The organism is Nonomuraea sp. NPDC050540 (genome assembly GCF_044457485.1).
Lineage (GTDB): Bacteria > Actinomycetota > Actinomycetes > Streptosporangiales > Streptosporangiaceae > Nonomuraea.
Map to the genome: position 1 here is coordinate 199,581 of NZ_JBITHA010000003.1, position 17,522 is coordinate 217,102.

17 protein-coding genes are annotated in these 17,522 nt (G+C 72.9%); 6 read left to right on the forward strand and 11 right to left on the reverse strand.

What is annotated here, in order from left to right; all coding sequences use genetic code 11:
- Window positions 1–28: 28 nt before the first annotated feature.
- The 7 genes from ACIBI5_RS11245 to ACIBI5_RS11275 all read right to left on the reverse strand — a co-directional run bounded on the left by ACIBI5_RS11245 (window position 29) and on the right by ACIBI5_RS11275 (window position 8,602).
- A complete protein-coding gene (locus tag ACIBI5_RS11245) occupies window positions 29–1,012 on the reverse strand; it encodes a hypothetical protein (protein WP_397245636.1) in 984 nt (327 codons plus the stop codon).
- A 487-nt stretch (window positions 1,013–1,499) separates the two neighbouring features.
- Window positions 1,500–2,174: a lipoyl(octanoyl) transferase LipB gene (gene lipB, locus ACIBI5_RS11250; protein WP_397245638.1), complete on the reverse strand. Its 675-nt coding sequence runs from the start codon at window positions 2,172–2,174 to the stop codon at window positions 1,500–1,502.
- A gap of 38 nt (window positions 2,175–2,212) precedes the next feature.
- Window positions 2,213–2,950, reverse strand: a complete 738-nt coding sequence (locus ACIBI5_RS11255) for a Type 1 glutamine amidotransferase-like domain-containing protein (protein WP_397245640.1) — start codon at window positions 2,948–2,950, stop codon at window positions 2,213–2,215.
- Window positions 2,951–2,981: 31 nt separating this feature from the next.
- A complete protein-coding gene (locus tag ACIBI5_RS11260) occupies window positions 2,982–3,866 on the reverse strand; it encodes a TIGR01777 family oxidoreductase (protein ID WP_397245642.1) in 885 nt (294 codons plus the stop codon).
- A 371-nt stretch (window positions 3,867–4,237) separates the two neighbouring features.
- Window positions 4,238–5,716, reverse strand: a complete 1,479-nt coding sequence (gene sucB, locus ACIBI5_RS11265) for a 2-oxoglutarate dehydrogenase, E2 component, dihydrolipoamide succinyltransferase (RefSeq protein WP_397245644.1) — start codon at window positions 5,714–5,716, stop codon at window positions 4,238–4,240.
- 21 nt (window positions 5,717–5,737) lie between these two features.
- Window positions 5,738–7,102 (reverse strand): dihydrolipoyl dehydrogenase, encoded by a 1,365-nt coding sequence (lpdA, locus tag ACIBI5_RS11270; protein ID WP_397245646.1) that lies wholly within the window; start codon window positions 7,100–7,102, stop codon window positions 5,738–5,740.
- A gap of 48 nt (window positions 7,103–7,150) precedes the next feature.
- The gene (locus ACIBI5_RS11275; protein ID WP_397245649.1) at window positions 7,151–8,602 is read right to left on the reverse strand and encodes a leucyl aminopeptidase; all 1,452 of its coding nucleotides are present in this window, start codon (window positions 8,600–8,602) and stop codon (window positions 7,151–7,153) included.
- 105 nt (window positions 8,603–8,707) lie between these two features.
- Here ACIBI5_RS11275 and ACIBI5_RS11280 point away from each other — a divergent pair, with 105 nt between their 5' ends.
- The 3 genes from ACIBI5_RS11280 to ACIBI5_RS11290 are packed head-to-tail and all read left to right on the forward strand — an operon-like array spanning window position 8,708 to window position 10,892.
- Window positions 8,708–9,055 carry a GntR family transcriptional regulator gene (locus tag ACIBI5_RS11280; protein ID WP_397245651.1) on the forward strand — a complete coding sequence of 116 codons (348 nt, stop codon included), beginning with the start codon at window positions 8,708–8,710 and terminating at the stop codon, window positions 9,053–9,055.
- Window positions 9,052–10,014 (forward strand): hypothetical protein, encoded by a 963-nt coding sequence (locus ACIBI5_RS11285; protein WP_397245653.1) that lies wholly within the window; start codon window positions 9,052–9,054, stop codon window positions 10,012–10,014. The genes ACIBI5_RS11280 and ACIBI5_RS11285 overlap by 4 nt, the downstream gene beginning before the upstream one ends.
- Window positions 10,014–10,892, forward strand: a complete 879-nt coding sequence (locus tag ACIBI5_RS11290) for a CPBP family intramembrane glutamic endopeptidase (RefSeq protein WP_397245654.1) — start codon at window positions 10,014–10,016, stop codon at window positions 10,890–10,892. Before ACIBI5_RS11285 ends, ACIBI5_RS11290 begins: the two co-directional genes overlap by 1 nt.
- A gap of 58 nt (window positions 10,893–10,950) precedes the next feature.
- Here ACIBI5_RS11290 and ACIBI5_RS11295 read toward each other — a convergent pair whose 3' ends face one another.
- Together ACIBI5_RS11295 and ACIBI5_RS11300 are read right to left on the reverse strand one after the other, a co-directional pair.
- Window positions 10,951–11,730: an adenosylcobinamide-GDP ribazoletransferase gene (locus ACIBI5_RS11295; RefSeq protein WP_397245656.1), complete on the reverse strand. Its 780-nt coding sequence runs from the start codon at window positions 11,728–11,730 to the stop codon at window positions 10,951–10,953.
- A 2-nt stretch (window positions 11,731–11,732) separates the two neighbouring features.
- Complete coding sequence (locus ACIBI5_RS11300) at window positions 11,733–13,025, reverse strand: phosphotransferase (RefSeq protein WP_397245658.1); 1,293 nt, start codon at window positions 13,023–13,025, stop codon at window positions 11,733–11,735.
- 24 nt (window positions 13,026–13,049) lie between these two features.
- On the opposite strand from ACIBI5_RS11300, the gene ACIBI5_RS11305 reads away from it, so the two are divergent.
- The gene (locus tag ACIBI5_RS11305) at window positions 13,050–13,850 is read left to right on the forward strand and encodes an ABC transporter ATP-binding protein (protein WP_397245660.1); all 801 of its coding nucleotides are present in this window, start codon (window positions 13,050–13,052) and stop codon (window positions 13,848–13,850) included.
- Here the strand turns inward: ACIBI5_RS11305 and ACIBI5_RS11310 are convergent.
- Window positions 13,797–14,735, reverse strand: a complete 939-nt coding sequence (locus tag ACIBI5_RS11310; protein WP_397245662.1) for a LysR family transcriptional regulator — start codon at window positions 14,733–14,735, stop codon at window positions 13,797–13,799. The genes ACIBI5_RS11305 and ACIBI5_RS11310 overlap by 54 nt on opposite strands.
- 71 nt (window positions 14,736–14,806) lie before the next feature.
- On the opposite strand from ACIBI5_RS11310, the gene ACIBI5_RS11315 reads away from it, so the two are divergent.
- Both ACIBI5_RS11315 and ACIBI5_RS11320 read left to right on the forward strand, forming a co-directional pair.
- A complete protein-coding gene (locus tag ACIBI5_RS11315; RefSeq protein ID WP_397245664.1) occupies window positions 14,807–15,661 on the forward strand; it encodes an NAD-dependent epimerase/dehydratase family protein in 855 nt (284 codons plus the stop codon).
- Window positions 15,652–16,536 (forward strand): aldo/keto reductase, encoded by an 885-nt coding sequence (locus tag ACIBI5_RS11320; protein ID WP_397245666.1) that lies wholly within the window; start codon window positions 15,652–15,654, stop codon window positions 16,534–16,536. The genes ACIBI5_RS11315 and ACIBI5_RS11320 overlap by 10 nt, the downstream gene beginning before the upstream one ends.
- On the opposite strand, the gene ACIBI5_RS11325 is transcribed toward ACIBI5_RS11320, so the two are convergent.
- Window positions 16,537–17,487: a bifunctional adenosylcobinamide kinase/adenosylcobinamide-phosphate guanylyltransferase gene (locus tag ACIBI5_RS11325; RefSeq protein WP_397245668.1), complete on the reverse strand. Its 951-nt coding sequence runs from the start codon at window positions 17,485–17,487 to the stop codon at window positions 16,537–16,539.
- Window positions 17,488–17,522: the final 35 nt, after the last annotated feature.

The following is a 17,522-nucleotide window of genomic DNA, read 5'->3' on the forward strand; positions in this document are numbered from 1 at the left end:
TCGAGAACATCCCATGACCCGACCAGTATCACGAGATCAGCCCGAACCCGCGGATGGCCCGCGTGTAGTGCTTCAGCAACTCCTCGTCGATCAGCCCGGACTCCCGCGCCCCCAGCAGCTCCGAGCCCGGCGCCGAGGTCAGCACGCCGTCGTCGGAGAGCCTGGCCCTGGTCAGCGCGTCCTGCCTGATCGCCGAGACGCTCTCCCCGCGCAGCGCCGCCGCCTGGATCGGCGCGAGATAGCGGCCGCTGGCCATGAGGCCTTCCAGCTCGTCCAGCTCCTCCGCCGACGTCACCCTGGCCGTCAGCACCCGCCTTTCCTCCCGGGTACGGCCGTCGCCCGCGCGTACCAGGCGGGTCAGCGCGTACTCGGCCAGCAGCACCGGGCCGCCCAGCACCCGCCCGAAGATCCGGCCGAGCAGTCCCGCCGCCTCGTAGGAGGCGCCGGGCGCGTGCATCACGCCCAGGGAGGCGCGGTCCATGACCACCCTGGCCTCCTCGCGCTGCTTCAGCGGCGCCGCGCCGACCAGCCCCATCCGCCACTCCGCCAGCGTGGACAGCGCCTCACCCACGATGAGCCCCTCGCCGATCTTGCCCTCGGCGTAGGCCCTGGCCAGGAGCGTCACCCGCTGCCTCGGTGTCAGCGCCAGCCACAGCGGCAGCCCGACGACGACCACCGGGGTACGCCGCAGGCCGATCCGCGTGTAGGTGGCGTCGACGCCCAGATCCATGATGGCCACGGTGGCCGGCGGCTTGACGGCCAGCGCGCCGGCCACGCGGGCGGCGGCGCCGTACAGCTCGGGGGCGGACGAGCGCGCCAGCACCTCGGCATCGGCGGCCAGCCGCCCGAGACGCGGCCGCAGCATGACCCCGACCGCCAGCAGAAGAGCCCCGGCGACCCAGGCGGGAACCTCGCCGGGATTGACCGCGATGAGCGCGCCACCGGCCAGGATGAAGGCCAGGGTCAGCGCGTGGACGATCAGCGACAGCACGAGAGCCAGAAGACGCTTCACAGGCCCGATCGTAGAAACGCCTCATCCGGAATCAACCGCAATTGGATGCCGATTCGATTACCGGCCCGACATTTCCTCAACCCCGGCCTCTTCGTCCCACCCCACCCCATCCATCCCACCCACCGCCCCAGCCCCGGCCCCGGCCCCCGCCTTCCGCCAACCCCGCCTCACTCGCCATCGGCCTCACACCTGTGCCGTCTCACATCTGTGCGGCTGCACGGGTGCCGGCCTCACGTCTGCCCGGCTCCACCGCTCTTCCGCGCGCCAACCTCCGACACGGTCGCCCGCTTGTCGGCCTCGACCCCATTGCCCGGCCCACTGTCCCTCCCGCCAGGCCTGCACCCTTCGGTGGCCGAACTCGCGGCCCATCCGTTCGGGTCTGGCCCACCTGGCTCGGCCATCCGGGCGTGTCGACTCGTCGGGCCGGGCCAGGCACACTCCCGTCCTGGCCGGTCGGGCACATCCCGTCCGGGCCGGGCGGGGTGGGTCAGCGGTGGCGGAGGAGGTCTTCTTCGTGGACGTCGTAGGACTCGAGGCCGAGCACGTCCGCCAGCCGCTTCTCCATGATCGGCATGACCTCCTCGACCACGATGCGGCGGCCGGTCTCGGCGGAGAGGGTGGAGACGCCGGCGCCCGGGATGCCGCACGGGTCGATGCGGTTGAACCAGCGCGGGTCGTTGGCGCAGTTGAGGGCGAAGCCGTGCATCGCCACCCCGCGCGTCACCCGGATGCCGACCGCGCCCAGCATGCGGTCCGGCAGGCCCAGGGCGGCGTCCCCGACCGCCCACACCCCGCCCCTGCGCGGCACGCGCCGCGCGCTGACCCCGAAGTCGGCGCAGACCAGCACCATGGCCTCTTCGAGGCGGCGCACGTAGTCGCTGACGTCGGAGACCGCCACGATCGGGTACCCGACCAGCTGGCCGGGCCCATGCCAGGTGATCCGGCCACCCCGGTCGACGTCGATGACCGGGGTGCCGTCGGCGGGGCGCTGGTGCGGGGCGGTGCGCTTGCCCGCGGTGTAGACGGGCGCGTGCTCCAGGATCAGGGCGGTGTCGCCCAGCTCTCCGGCGAGATGCTTCTCGTGCACCCAGCGCTGGAGGTTCCAGGCCTGCTCGTAGGGGACATCGACACCGAGCCGCACAATGGCCAAGGCGTGGCGCATGTGTCCATTGTGCCGTTCCCTCACCTATGAAGGGTAATTCAGGACGTCAGCAGCCGGGGCTCGATCCTGAACTCCTTCACGCCGGCGTCGCCGTCGTGCTCCAGGCGGTAGGCGTAGCCCCTGGGGTCGACGGTGACCGCCTGGATGAACTCGGTGCCCACGTAATGCAGGCCGACGCCCTCGTCGGCGGCGTACCCGCCGGGCAGCTCGCCGCCCGCCACCGAGGCCTGCAGCATCTCGCGGCGCTGCGGCTCGGAGTTGTAGTGCACGCCGCACGAGTAGGGGAGCAGGCCCATGCCCTCCGCCCATACGTGCAGGTCGGGGCCGAACGAGTCGGTGTTGCCGCCCACGTGCCAGCACAGCGCGCCCGCGCTCTGCCCGGACAGCACCACGCCGGACTGCCAGGCCTCCTCCAGCATCTCGTCGTAGCCGTGCAGCCGCCACAACGCCATCAGGTTGGCCACGCTGCCGCCGCTGACGTAGATCATGTCCTGGTCGAGCATCCAGGCCCGCGGATCCTCCAGATTGGGCATGGGAAACACCGTCAGGTGGCTCACCTCGACGTCCCACTGGGAGAAGGCGCCGTACATCTTCAGCAACCAGTCGGCGTCATCGCCCATCGCCGTGGCGAGGAGACCCAGCTTGGGACGGTCCTGCCCGGTGAGGTCGAGTCCGTAGCGCAGCAGCGGGCTGGCTTGGAGAAAGCCGTGGCGCCGCGTCGGGCGGAACGATCCACCACCGATGGCAAGGATGTGTGACTGGCCGGTTCTGGTCATGACTGTGCTCCCCCACATCGTGTCGGACAGACTAGATTACGGCGGCCAGTGCCTGATCGAGACGCGTATGGATGAAGCCGTAGCCGCTGTCCACCAGCTTCTTCGGCACGATGCGATGGCTCGGGAGCAGCGCTTCCTTGGCGAATTCGCCCAGCCCCAGCTCCAGCGCGAACCCCGGCACCCCGATCGGCATGGTCGGCCGCCGAAGCGCCCGCCCGAGAGTTTTCGTGAACTCCGCGTTGGTCAGGGGAGAAGGCCCCACAAGATTCACTGGTCCCGAGATTTCGCGATTTTCCAGGACATGGAGCACGGAACCTACCCAATCCTCCACGGCAATCCACGACCAGTACTGCCGCCCCGAGCCCAGCGGCGCCCCGAGCCCCATCCGGAAGATCGGCAACATCGGCCCGAGCGCCCCGCCCTTCCCGCTCAGCACCAGCCCCGTCCGAAGCTGCACGTTCCGCACCGGCGCGTCCCGGGCCGTCCCTTCCCAGGCCTCACACAGCCGGGCAAGGAACCCACGCCCGAGCGGCGCACCCTCATCGATGACCCGATCCCCGGTATCCCCGTAGAAGTCCACCCCGGAGGCGGACACCAGCACCTCGGGCGGCGCCGAGAGCCTCCCGATCGCATCGACGAGCGTGGCCGTGCTACGAACCCGGCTCTCCACCAGCAGCCTCTTGTACGGCCCGCTCCACCGCTTCCCGGCGATCGAAGCCCCGGCCAGGTGCACAACCGCGGCAACCCCTTCAAGCACACCCGGATCAACAACCCCCGCACCCGGATCCCAGAAGGACTCATGATCGGCCCGCACCGGCCGCCGCACCAGCTGCCGCACCTCGTGCCCACGCTCCCGAAGCGCCGCCATCAACGCCGGCCCAAGCAGCCCAGAACCCCCGGTCACGGTGATCACCATGCCCCCACCCTACGCTCCACCCACCCAGCAAGCCGGTCAGGCAACCCCGGGGAAACCGAGACACGCACCCCAAACAACAACCACGCCCTGCCCTCCAATCACACGGCACACAGGCCATGGCGCGCGGGGCGGACGGGCGGGGCTCGGCGCCCTTGTGCGGTCCTGAGCCGGGCCATGGTGCCCGGCCCATCGTGCCTTGTGGCGGCGGGAACCCCGTCCGGCTGCCGGCCGCTCGGAAGAGGCCGCCCGCCCACGGCGGCGGTCGGTGGCCCGCTTGGCCTGCCGTAACCGATAGGCCGCCGGAAAGGACCGCACTGAGAAAACGCACAGGGCCGTCCGACGATCCGTCGGACGGCCCTGGGGGCGAAAAACTAGGCCAGGCCCAGCTGGGCCTCGAAGCGGCCTTCTTCGAGGCGACGCTTGATCGTCGTCAGGAAGCGGGCCGCGTCCGCGCCGTCGACCAGGCGGTGGTCGTAGGTGAGCGCCAGGTACACCATCGAACGCACCGCGATGACCTCGCCCTCAGGCGTGTCCACCACCACGGGACGCTTGACGACCGCGCCGGTGCCCAGCATGCCGACCTGCGGCTGGTTGAGGATCGGCGTGTCGAACAGGGCGCCGCGGCTGCCGGTGTTCGTGAGCGTGAAGGTGCCGCCGGTGATCTCGTCGGGCGTCACCTGGTTGTTGCGGGTGCGCTCGGCGAGGTCGGTGACCTTGCGGGCCAGCCCGGCCAGGTTGAGGTCGCCGGCGTTCTTGACGACGGCGGCCAGCAGGCCGCGCTCGGTGTCCACCGCGACGCCGAGGTTCTCGACGTCGAAGTAGGTCACCTCGTTGGTCTCGTTGTTGATCGTGGCGTTGAGCTTCGGGTGCTGCTTGAGCGCCTCGACCGTGGCCATCGCGAAGAACGGGGTGAAGGTCAGCTTCACGCCCTCGCGGCGCAGGAAGTCGTCCTTCGCCTTGGCCCGCAGGCGGGCGATCTTCGTGACGTCCACCTCGACGACCGAGGTGAGCTGCGCCGCCGTCTGCAGCGACTCCACCATGCGCTTGGCGATCGTCTGACGCAACCGCGTCATCTTCTCGGTACGGCCCCGCAGCGTCGTGTCCACCTCGACCGGCTCGGGCGAGGCGCTGACCGGAGCCGGAGCCTGCGCGGCCGGAGCGGCGGCAGCGGCCGGGGCGGCAGCGGCGGGAGCCGCGGGCTGCGCCGGTGCGGCGGGAGCGGGGGCGGCGGCCTCGCGCTGGGACTTGGCGGCCTCCAGCACGTCCTGCTTGCGGATGCGGCCACCCACACCGGTGCCCGAGATCGCCTCCAGGTCGACGCCGTGCTCGTTGGCCAGCTTGCGCACCAGCGGCGTCACGTACGGGCTCTCACCCGACGACGGCAGCGGAGCCTGGGCCTGCGCGGGCGCCGGAGCGGCGGGCTGCGCCGGAGCAGGGGCCGGAGCGGCCGGGGCGGGGGCCGGGGCGGGGGCCGGGGCGGCCGGAGCCTGGGCGGCGGGCGCCTGGGCGGGGGCCGGGGCGGGCTCGGGCTGCGGGATCGAAGAGGCGGGGGCCGGCTCCGGCTGCGGCGCGGGGGCCTCCTCGGCCGGGGCCGCCGGGGCGCCCGCCTGGCCGTTCTCGTCGATGATCGCCAGCTCGGCCCCGACCTCGACGGTCTCGTCCTCAGCCACGACGATCTTGGTGATGACGCCCGCGGACGGCGACGGGATCTCGGTGTCGACCTTGTCGGTCGACACTTCGAGGAGCGGCTCGTCAGCCTCGACGCGCTCGCCCTCCTTCTTCAGCCAACGGGTTACCGTGCCCTCGGTGACGCTCTCGCCGAGCTGGGGCATCTGTACGGAGACCGGCATGGGTATGTCTTCCTCGAGTTCTTAGTTGTGGACGTGCAGGGGCTTGCCGGCCAGTGCCAGCATCGCCTCGCCCATGGCTTCTGACTGGGTGGGATGCGCGTGGATGAGCTGGGCGACCTCTGCTGGCAGCGCCTCCCAGTTGTAGATGAGCTGAGCTTCGGTGACGAGTTCGCCGATGCGGCGCCCGACCATGTGGACGCCCACGACCGGCCCGTCCTTCTGGGCGATCACCTTGACCGCCCCGGAGGTGCCGAGGATCTGGCTCTTGGGGTTGCCCGCGAGGTCGTAGACCTGCTCGACGGTCTCGATGCCCCGGTCGGCGGCCTGCTTGGAGGTGATGCCGACGGAGGCGACCTCGGGGTCGGAGTAGGTGATCCGCGGCACGCCCGCGTAGTCGATGGGCGGCGGGTTGAGCCCGGCGATGTGCTCGGCCACCAGGATGCCCTCGGCGAAGCCCGCGTGGGCCAGCTGCGGGGTGTCGATCAGGTCGCCGATGGCGTAGACGCCGGGGACGGAGGTCTGGCAGTGCTGGTCGACCACGACGGCGCCGCGTTCGATCTGGACGCCCTGCTCCTCGAAGCCCATGCCGGCCGAGACGGCGCCGCGGCCGACGGCCACGAGCAGTTGCTCGGCGTCGAGGGTCTTGCCGTTGGCGAGCGTCACCACCACGCCGGTGTCGGTGGTCTTGACGCCGTCGAAGAAGACGCCGAGCTCGTACTTGATGCCGCGGCGGCGGAAGGCTCGCTCCAGCAGCTTGGAGCTGGACTCCTCCTCGGCCGGCAGCAGGTGCGGCAGCGCCTCGACGATGGTCACCTCGGCGCCGAACGAGCGGTAGACGCTGGCCAGCTCGACGCCGATGACGCCGCCGCCCAGCACGACGATCGAGCTCGGCACGCGCTCCATCGTCAGTGTGTGCTCGCTCGTGATGACGCGCTCGCCGTCGATCCGCAGACCGGGCAGCGACTTGGGCGCCGACCCCGTGGCGAGTACGACGGCGCGGCCCTCGTAGACCTCGGAGCCGACCTGGACGCTGTTGGCGCCGGCCAGGCGCCCTTCGCCCTCGACGACCGTCACACCGGCCGACTTCAGCAGGCCCTGCACGCCCTTCCAGGCACGCGTGACGATCTTGTCTTTGAAGGCGTGGACGCCGGGCACGTCGATGCCCTCGAAGCGCGCCTTGACGCCGAAGGACTCGCTCTCGCGGGTCTCGTCGGCGACCTCCGCGGAGTGCAGGAGGGCCTTGGTGGGGATGCAACCCCGGTGCAGGCAGGTGCCGCCGATCTTGTCTCGTTCGATCAGGGCGACCGACTTGCCCAACTCGGCCGCCCGGAGCGCGCAGGCGTAACCGCCGCTGCCGCCACCTAGGACGACGATGTCGTAGGCCACAGGAAGGCTCCTTGTCGGGATCGTGATGCCGTCATCTTTTCATTTGTTTCAGGCGCTCGCGTGCCGCTCTGCGAGTCCGATGAGGGTCCGGGTGATGGCGCCGGTCCCGCCCTTGGGGGTGTAACCGTGCGGCTCGCCCTTGTTGAAGGCGGGTCCGGCCATGTCGATGTGCGCCCACTTGACACCGTCGGGCACGAACTCCTTCAGGAAGATTCCCGCGGCCAGCATGCTGCCCCAGCGCTCCGGCTGGAGGTTGGCGATGTCGGCGATGGGGGAGTCGAGGCCCTTGCGCAGTTCCTCCGGCAGCGGCATGCCCCAGGCGCCCTCGCCGACGGAGCCGGCCACGTCGACGACCAGTTCGCGCAGGTCGTCGTCGTTGGCCATGACGCCGGCGGTGCGCCAGCCGAGCGCGACGATCTGGGCGCCGGTCAGCGTGGCCACGTCCACGATGAGGTCGGGCTCGTCCTCGGCGGCGCGGGCGATGCCGTCCATGAGGACCAGGCGGCCCTCGGCGTCGGTGTCGAGCACCTCGACGGTCTTGCCGCTGTAGCTGTGGATGATGTCGGAGGGGCGCTGGGCGGTGCCGCTCGGCATGTTCTCGGCGAGGCAGAGGTAGCCGACCGCGTTGACCTTGAGGCCCAGCTTGGCGATGCCGAGCAGGGCGCCGAGGACCGCGCCCGCGCCGCCCATGTCGGATTTCATCCAGTCCATGGAGGCGGACGGCTTGAGGTTGAGCCCGCCGGTGTCGAACGTGATGCCCTTGCCGACGAAGGCCAGCGTCTTGGCGGCGTCGGCGTGGCTGTAGGACAGGCGTACCAGGCGGGGCGGGTTGACCGAGCCCTGGCCGACGGCGACGAGGCCGCCGAAGCCGCCGTTCTTGAGCTGGACCTCGTCGAGCACCTCGACGTTCAGCCCGGCCTTGCCGCCCTCCTCCTCGGCGATCTCGGCGAAGCGCGCGGGGAACAGGTCGGAGGGCGGGGTGTTGACCAGGTCGCGCACCAGCGTGACGGACTCGGCCAGGACGCCGGCGCGCTCGGCGGCGCCCGCGGTCTCGGCGGCCAGCACGGTCAGCTCGGCGACCGGGTTCTTCTGCTCGCCGTCGGTGCGGTAGCGGGCGAAGGAGTAGGCGCCCAGGAGCCCGCCGAGCGCGACGGCCTCGGGCTCGCCGCCGAGCGCGAGCGCGGCGCGCGTGGTTCCGGCCAGCGACCGTACGGCGGCGCCGGCCGCCCGCCGCAGCGCTTCGGCGTCGGGGTCCTCGCCCAGCCCGATGGCGACCAGGAGCGGCGCGGTGATGGCGCCGAACGCCGGGATCTTGGCCAGTTCGCCGGCCTTGCCGGTGAAGCCCACCGCGGTGAGCGAGGCGGCCAGCTTCCCGCCGAACGCGGCGTCGAGCCCTTCGGCGACGGGGCGCGGGCCCTCAGCGCCGGGGTGGAAACCGACGATCAGTGCGTCGGTGTCGAACGAGACGGGATCTGCTGAGTTCAGCCGCACAGTGGTCACGTAAACCGATGCTATCCGCGCTTTCAGTGTACCCACAAACAGGGGTTCATCCCATGAATCGCAGGTGGGCATCATCGAATGAATGGTGCTAGTGTCATTAGCACCATGTTGCTCACTCTCGACCTCAACGACGCCCGCCCCCTGCACGAGCAGGTGGCCGGCGCGATCAGGCGCGCCATCGGCGACGGCTCCTACGCCCCCGGCGACCGGCTGCCGTCCGCCCGCGACCTGGCCGACGTGCTCGGCATCAACGCCAACACCGTGCTGCGCGCCCTGCGCGACCTGCGCGACGAGGGGTTGCTGGAGTTCAGGAGAGGGCGCGGGGTCAGCGTGGCCGGCCAGGCGGACGGCCGGGCGCTGCTCGTGCAGCGCGCCCGCGAACTGCTGGAAGAGGCCCGACGGTACGGCTACCGCCGTGACGACCTCATCGCGATTTTGGAGGAACTGCCATGACAACCCGGATCTTCGGCGCAGTGTGGGGACTGATCATCACCGCTGTGCTCGTCACGGTGCCCCTCTCCTTCCAGGATCGCCTGCCCGATCCGCTCGCCACCCACTGGTCCGACAGGGCCGACCGGTCCTCGTCGTTCACCCAGTTCATGCTGATGGCCGTCGTGCCGTGGGTGGTGACGTGGGCGGTGATGCTGGGCATGGCCGTACACGGCCGGATGCTGCGCCGCCGCCTCAGCCGCGGCTACTGGTGGGGCTTCCTGGTCGGAGTCGGCCTGTTCGCCGTGGGCATCACGCTGACCACCGTCTACGCCAACCTCGGCCGTCCCGTCTGGACCGAGGCCGAGCTGCCGGGCTGGGTCGTGCTGGCCGTCACCGTGGCGGCCGTGAGCGGCGGGCTGGCCGCGGGCCTCCTCGGCAGGGGCGAGCACGACCAGCCGCCCCCCGCCGGTGAGGCGCCGCCCAAGCTGCGCCTGCGCGCCGGCCAGCGCTCGGTGTGGGTGAGCCGGGTCGGCAACCCCTGGCTGCTGGCCCTGACCGTGGCGGGCGGAGCGGTGTTCATCGCGGCCTCCGGCGTGGCCTTCATCGGCGCCACCCCGACCCCGGTGTGGAGTTCGCTGCTGTTCGCCGGCGCGGTGGTGTTCGTGTCCGGCCTGTTCACCAGCGCCGCCATCGTGCGGGTCACCGACGACGGGCTGGCGCTCGGCTTCGGCCCGTTCGGCTGGCCGGTGCGGCGGATCCGGCTGTCGAAGATCGAGAAGGCGTGGTCCGAGGTCCGCTACCCGAGCCAGGTCGGCGGCTGGGGCATCCGCGGGGTGCCCGGCATGGCCGCGATCATGCTGCGCGGCGGCGACTGCCTCGTCCTGCGCTACCACTCCGGCGGCCAGCTGCTCATCAGCGTCGACGACGCCCGGCGCGGCGCCTCGCTGATCAACGCCCTGATCGAGGAGAAGGTGGCGTGATGGCGCTCTTCCTGGTGGTCACGTTCGGGCTGGCGTGGGCGTTCTGCCTGCCGCTGTGGCTCGGCGACGGGCTGGCCTCTCCCGCGTTCATGATCTGCGCCACGGCGCTCATGTTCACGCCGGCTCTGGGCGTGCTGGCGGTGTGGGCCAGGACCCGCACGCCGTTCCGTGACTGGGCGCGCGAGAACGGCCTCACGTTCGGTCCCGATCGCCGCCGCACGCTCCTGCTCCTGGCCGCCGCCTGGATCGGCACGCCGCTGGTGGTCGCGCTCTGCCTCGCCCTGAGCGCGGCGCTGGGGCTGGTCTCGCTGGACCTGGGCGGGCTCAGCCTGTTCAGGCAGGGCATGGAGGCGGCGGGCGTCGCGGTGCCCGCCGACGCGAGCGGCGTGCTGATCGCGCAGATCGTGTTCGCCGTGGTGGCCACGCCGCTGCTCAACGCGCTGCCCGTCCTCGGCGAGGAACTGGGCTGGCGGGGATGGCTGCTGCCGCGCCTGGTGGCCGCGCGCGGGGTGCTGGGCGGATTGCTGCTGTCCGGGGTGATCTGGGGCGTGTGGCACTTCCCTCTCACCCTGCTCGGCTACAACTACCCGGCTCTGGGTCCGTGGGCGGGGCCGTACTTCGTCGTCACCTGCGTCCTGCTCGGGGTCGCGATGGGCTGGCTGCGCCTGCGCACCGGCAGCGTGTGGCCCGCCGTGGTGGCGCACGGCGCGCTCAACGGCATCGCGGGCACGTCCCTCCTGCTGGGCGACGCCGCCGCCCCGCCCAACCCGGCCGTCATCGGCGTCACCGGTCTCGTGGGCTGGGTGGTCCTCGCCCTGCTGGGCGTGGCCCTCCTCAAGCTCTCTCCGGTACGGCCCGCCGAACCGGCCGCCGCCTGACCCCGGCCCGGTCTGGGCAAGGGCGAGTGCGTCGGTTCGAGGTGGGCCGTGGCCGCCCTCAGGCGAGCAGGGCGCAGGTGATCAGGGCGGCGGTGGTGGCCGTTTCCACCAGGGCGCCGAGAACGTCCCCGGTGATCCCGCCCAGCCGCCGCCTCGCGTGCCCGAGCAGGGCCATGGCCGCCGCCAGCCCCGCCACCACGGCCGAGGGCAGCACCACCGCGACCGGCAGGGGGCTTTGCGAGATGCCGGTCATGAGGGGCAGCGACAGGACGAGGGCCAGGGCCAGGGTGGCGAGGGTGGCGGTCCAGCGGGCGGCGGGCCGTACCGTGGCGGCGACCATGGCGCCCAGGCCGTCGGGGCGGGCGGCGGGGACGCCCGCCCGGCAGGCCCACGTGAGCGCCAGCCGTCCTGTGGAGCAGGCCGTGACCAGGGACGCCGCCCCCAGCCACGCGGGCAGGCCGGACAGGGCGGCGGCCTGGATGAGCAGGGTGAGGACCAGCGTCACCACCCCAAAGGGCCCGATGTCCGACTTTTTCATGATGTCGAGGGCCTGGGGCGCGGGCTTGCCGCTGCCCAGCCCGTCGGCGAGGTCGGCCAGGCCGTCCAGGTGCAGGCCCCGGGTGAGAACGGCGAGCAGCCCCAGCGACAGCGCGGCGGCCAGGAGCGGCGGCCCCGGCGACACCAGCGGCAGCAGCAACGGCACCGCCGCCACCACGCCCAGGGCCAGCCCGGCCAGGGGCGCCAGCGCCATCGCCCGCCCGGCCACCTCCCGGTCCACCCGGGAGACCCGCACCGGGAAGACCGACAGCGTGCCGATCGCGAACCTCAGCCCGTCCACGGTCAGAACAACTCGTCGATCAGCCGGTAGTAGGCCAGCTTGGCCTCGTCGGGCGCCTGCGGCCCATAGGCGGACAGGAAGGCGGCCACGGCCGCCGGACCGAAATCGCCGCTCAGGTCCCGCAGCGCGATGGCCAGGTCCCGGTGGCGGTCGGCCACGCCCAGCCGCGCCAGGTCGATGAGCACGCCGTTCGCCATCACGTTGGACGGGGTGAAGTCGCCGTGGGCCACGACCAGATCCTCCCCCTCCGGCCGCTCGGCGAGCAGCCGCTCGTAGACCTGCGTGGGCGTGCGGCCGAGGTTGTCGTCGTCGAAGTCGCCCGCGTCCACCCGCCCCTCGACGACGTTGCGCCACGCCTGGGCGAGCAGCACGTCCAGCCGCCCGTCGAAAGGACAGTCCGTCACGGGTACGGCATGCAGCGCCCGCAAGGCCCTGCCCATGGCCGCGCCGACGCCCGGATCGTCCGTTCCCTCGGCGGCGGCCAGCGTCTCCACCCCGGTGTCGCCGGTGACCAGCACGTCGCCCTCGAACGCCGCCACCTCCGCCACCCCCGCCCGCTCCCGCAGCCACACGAGCCGCGCGTGCTCGGCCACCGCCTCCGGCCCCCGGCGGACGAAGTACGAGCCCGCCCGCGCCAGCGACCCGCTGGCGCCGTCGTGGTCGAGGTCCCACTCGGGCTCCGCGCCCAGGAGCGCGGAGACGGAAGGCGGCAGCGGCGCCGCGAGCCCCTCCACGTCCACCTCCGCGTCCACCTCCGCGAACAGCTCCGCCTCCGGCATCTCGCAGGACCCCGGGCCCGCTTCCGGCGCATGGCCGGGTTCCCGGCCCGGCTCCGGCGCGCGGCCGAACTTCCGGCGGAGCTCCAGCGCCTCGCCAAGCGCCTGCCTGGCCGCCTCGGGGCGCCCCTGCCCGGCCAGGGTCCAGCCCAGGCGCAGCAGCGGCAGGGCGGCCATCTCGGGCGCCTGCGCCCTGGCCAGCTCCAGCGCCATCCGGCAGATCAGCTCCGAGCCCGGCAGGTCGCCTTCGTGCCGGTACACCTCGGCGAGGTCGACCCGGGCGGCGATCACCTGGCGGGGCGACCCGGCCAGCTCCACCGCGCGCCGCAGGTGCCCGGCCGCCCGCTCGTACTCGCCCAGCGCCAGCAGCGCCACACCCAGCGCCCGCAGTGACCCGTGATCGGCGGCCTCGCCGGACGGGGCCCGCTCCACCAGCGCGCGGAGTTTCGGATGGTCCGCAACGGCCATCCGCCGCCGCGCGTCGTAGGTGATCAGTTGGCGGACCTTGTCACTTAGCATGATTGAGGACGTTATCGTGGCCGGATGCACGTGCTGGAACTCGAAGGTGTCGGTGTCCGTGTCGTCGGCAAGACTCTGCTGTCCTCGATCGACTGGCGGGTCGAATTCGGCGAGCACTGGGTGGTGCTCGGCCCCAACGGCGCGGGGAAGACCACCCTGCTGTCGCTGGCCTCGGCCGTACGCCACCCGACCGAGGGGTCGGTCCACGTGCTCGGCCACCGCCTCGGCCGGGTGGACCTGCGCGAGCTGCGCCGCCACATCGGCCTCGTCGCCGCCAGCCAGCGGCTCGTCGACGAGAGCCTGATGGAGGACGAGGACGCCACCGCGCTCACCGTGGTCCTCACCGGGCACACCGGAACCAGCGTTCCGCTGTGGGACAAACTGGGCGAGGCCGAGCGCGATCGCGCCCTGCGCCTGCTGGCCGACCTCGGCTGCAAGGACCTGGCCGACCGGGAGTTCCGCGTCTGCTCGCAGGGGGAGCGGGCGCGGGTGCGCATCGCCAGGGCGCTCATGGCCGACCCGGCCGTCCTGCTGCTCGACGAGCCGGCCGCCGGCCTCGACCTGCCCGCCCGCGAGGACCTCATCTCCGCGATCGAGGACCTGGCCGCCACCCGCCCCGTCCTCACCACGGTCACGGTCACCCACCACCTGGAGGAGGTGCCGGCCACGACCACGCACGCGATGCTCATGAAGGACGCCCGCGTCCTCGCCGCCGGCCCCGTCGACGCGGTCCTGACCCCGGACAACCTCTCGGACTGCTTCGGCCGCCCGCTACACGCCGACCGCCTCGACGGCCGCTGGTACGCCCGCGCCGTCCGCCCCTGACAGCAGCAGCTCGGTCAGCCTGTCCACGTACGGCCGCGCCGCCCCGCCCCGCCGCCGGGAGGTGGCCACCCCGATGAACCGCGACGGGCTGGGCGCCTCCAGCGCGAGCGCGACCAGATCGGAAGCGCCGTGCAGGGCGATCTCCGGGACGAGCGCCACCCCGACGCCCGCCGACACGAGCGACTGCGCGAAGAAATAGTCGGTGGCGCTGCACGAGACCCGCAGCTCGAACCCGGCCAGCGCCGCGTACTGCCGCAGCAGATCCATGGTCTTGATGCAGCCGAGCACCCAGCGCTCCCCGCTCAGCTCGCCCAGGGCCACCCGCTCCCGCCCGGCCAGACGGTGCCCGCGCGGCAGGACCACGCGCAGGGGATCGCGTGCCAGCGGCGTCCAGTCGAGTCCCGAGCGGTCGCCGGGCCGGGCGGGCGGCAGGCCGTCGAAGTGGTAGCCGAGCGCCAGATCGGCCCGGCCCGCGCGGACCAGCGGGAGCGAGTCCTCGGGCTCGCGTTCGAGGATGGTGAGCTCCACCTCGGGATGTTCGGCCACGAACGTGGCCAGCGCCTTGGGCAGCACCGCCCGGCCGCCGCTGGTGAACGCGGCCACGGTCAGCTGGGCCCGCTCGGCCGACAGGCGGTCGATGCGCTCCTGGGCGTCGCTCAGCTCGGCGGCGATGGCGTCGGCCGCCTCCACGAGCATGCGGCCGGGTTCGGTCAGCGTCACTCCCCGGGTGCTGCGCTGGACCACGGCGACGCCGAGCCCGCGTTCGAGCGCGGCGATCTGCTGGGAGACCGCCGACGGCGTGAAGCGCAGGGCGCCGGCGGCGCGGTTGAAGCTGCCGTGCTTGGCCACCTCGCGCAGGATGCTCAGCCGGTGAACGTCGATCAACAGTTCTCCTAATGACCGATTGAGTAGGTCGTCACTACCACTGTCGACTATACGGTCGGCATGCTGGCCGCATGAACGAGATCTGCGTCATCGGCGGCAGCCGCTACTTCGGCCGGCGGCTGGTCGAGAACCTGCGCGACCACGGAGCTCGCGTCACCGTCGTCAACCGGGGCTCGTCCGCGCCGCCCGAGGGGGTCACCCACCTGCGCGCCGACCGGGGTGACGAGGAGGCCATGCGGCTGGCGCTGGCCGGCCGTACCTTCGACGTCGTCGTCGACCAGGTCTGCTACACCCCGGGGCACGCCGCCGTCGCCCGCCGGGTCTTCGAGGGCAGGACCCGGCGGTACGTGATGACCTCCACGGTCGAGGTCTACGCCGATCTCGGCGGCGGCGGGCCGTACCGGGAGGACGCGCTCGACCTGACGGCCGAGATCGTCCACAAGGACCTGCTCCGCAGCGGGGAACGTCCCTATGGCGCGGAGAAGCGGCTGGCCGAGGCGTTGCTGGCGCGGCCGGCGGAGTACGTGTTCGCGTCCGTGCGGACCGCCCACGTGCTCGGCGGAGACGACTTCACCGGGCGGCTCGAGCACTACGTCCGGCGGGTCGACGCGGGGCTTCCCGTCGGGATCTGCGCCGATCCGCGTCCCGCCTCCTTCATCGAGGAGCGTGAGATCGCCGCCTTCCTGGCCTGGGCCGCGCTCGGCGACTTCGGCGGGCCGGTCAACGCCTGCTCCCACGGCACGCTCGACGTCAGGCGGCTGTGCGAGGCGATCGGGCGGCCGCTCTACACGCGCGGGGAGTCGCCGTACTCCTTCGAGCGCGACTACACCATGGACAACGGCCGGGCCACGGCGCTTGGCTTCACGTTCTCGAACGTCGGCGACTGGCTGCCCGGCGTCGTGGAGGAGGCACGCGCATGCGTCTGATCGGAGCCGTCAAGGTCGGAGCGGTGGGGTTCGGGGCGATGCCGTTGTCCGTCGAGGGCCGGCCGGAGGAGGGGCGGGCGCTGGCCACCGTCCACGCGGCGCTGGACGCCGGGGTCACGCTCATCGACACCGCCGACTCCTACCACTGGCACGCGCACGAGACCGGGCACAACGAGCGGCTCCTCGCGCGGGCCCTGGCCGCCTACGGGCCCGCCGACGTGCTCGTGGCCACCAAGGGCGGGCGCGGGCGTCCGGGAGACGGCTCGTGGACCGTCGACGGCGACCCCCGCCACCTGCGCCGGGCCTGCGAGGCGTCGTTGCGGCGCCTGGGTGCCGAGGCGATCGGCCTCTACCAGCTGCACAAGCCCGACCCGGCGGTGCCGTTCGCGGAGTCCGTCGGGGCGCTGCGCGACCTGCTGGACGAGGGGAAGATCCGCATGGCCGGGATCTCCAACGTGGACACCGGCCAGATCCGGCAGGCCGCCGCCATCCTCGGAGGGCGGCTGGCCTCGGTGCAGAACCGCTTCTCGCCCGCGGCGCCGGAGGGGATCGGGGAGCTGCGGCTGTGCGCGGAGCTGGGCATCGCGTTCCTGCCCTGGAGCCCGCTTGGCGGCATCTCCCCCAGCGCCCTGGACGCCGGAACCGCCGCCCCGGGCTCCAGCGCGGCCGGGGCCGCCGTCCCGGGGCCCGGCGCCTTCCACGAGGTCGCAGCCGAGCGCGGGGTCAGCCCGCAACGGGTCTGCCTGGCGTGGCACCTCGCGCTCGCGCCGAACGTGATCCCCATCCCCGGCGCCACCAGGCCCGCCTCCATCGGGGACTCGGCCGCCGCCGCCGATCTCGTGCTGACCGCCGGCGAGCTGGCCCGCCTCCCGTGATCACAGGGGCAGCAGCCGCCCGGCGACCACCAGCGCCACGTACTCGGACTCGGCCGCCAGCCGTTCGTTGAGCTTGCCCAGGACGTCGCGGAAGGCCCGCCCGCTCGCGGTCGACGGCACCACGCCCAGGCCCACCTCGTCCGAGACGGCCACGATCGCGACCGGCGTCCGCCGCCACGCCTCGACCAGCTCGTCGCAGCGCCGCCAGACGGGCTCACGCGGACCCTCCCAGGCCCCGTGCTCGTCGAACACCGCCGCCACCCACGTCCCCAGCCCGTCCACCAGCAGCGGCGTGGTGGCCGCCGCGACGGTCCCGGCCAGGTCCGTGGTCTCGGCGGTCTCCCAGTGCGCGGGCCGCCGCTCCCGGTGCGCGCGCACCCGCGCCGCCCACTCGCCGTCACCGGCCCCCGACGGCCCGGTCGCCACGTACGTCACGTGCGGCTCGGCCGCCAGCCGCAGCTCGGCCTCGGCCGACTTGCCCGACCGCGACCCGCCCAGCAGCAGCGTCCTGCGCGGGTGCGGGACCCGCGCGGGGCCGGGCAGGTCAAGGACCGTTCCATCCGGTACGGCCCGCGCCCCCCACAACTCCAGCCGCCTGCCCAGCTCCTCCTCCGAGCGGACCCGGTGATCAAGCCCCACGGCCACGACCTGCGCGCGCTCGGCGACCATCCCGGCCCGGCGCAGCTCCCCGAGCCGCTCCGGCCGTCCGAGCAGATCGAGCAGCACCACGTCGTACGGCCCGCCCGGCTCACCGCACGCCAGAGCGGCGTCCGGCTCGTACAGCAGCCGCACCCCTCCGAGCACGTGCGAGCCCGGCGACAGGGGCCGTCCGTCCACGAGCACCTCGGCGGGCCGCCGCCGGCCGCCGGGCAGGGTCAGGCAGGAGGCGCACGGGCAGCCGGGTTCCGGGCGGCCGCGCGGCCCCGCCGTACCGGAGAGCACGATCTTCACCGTCCGGAGCCTAGCGCCGGACGCGCGGGCGTCAG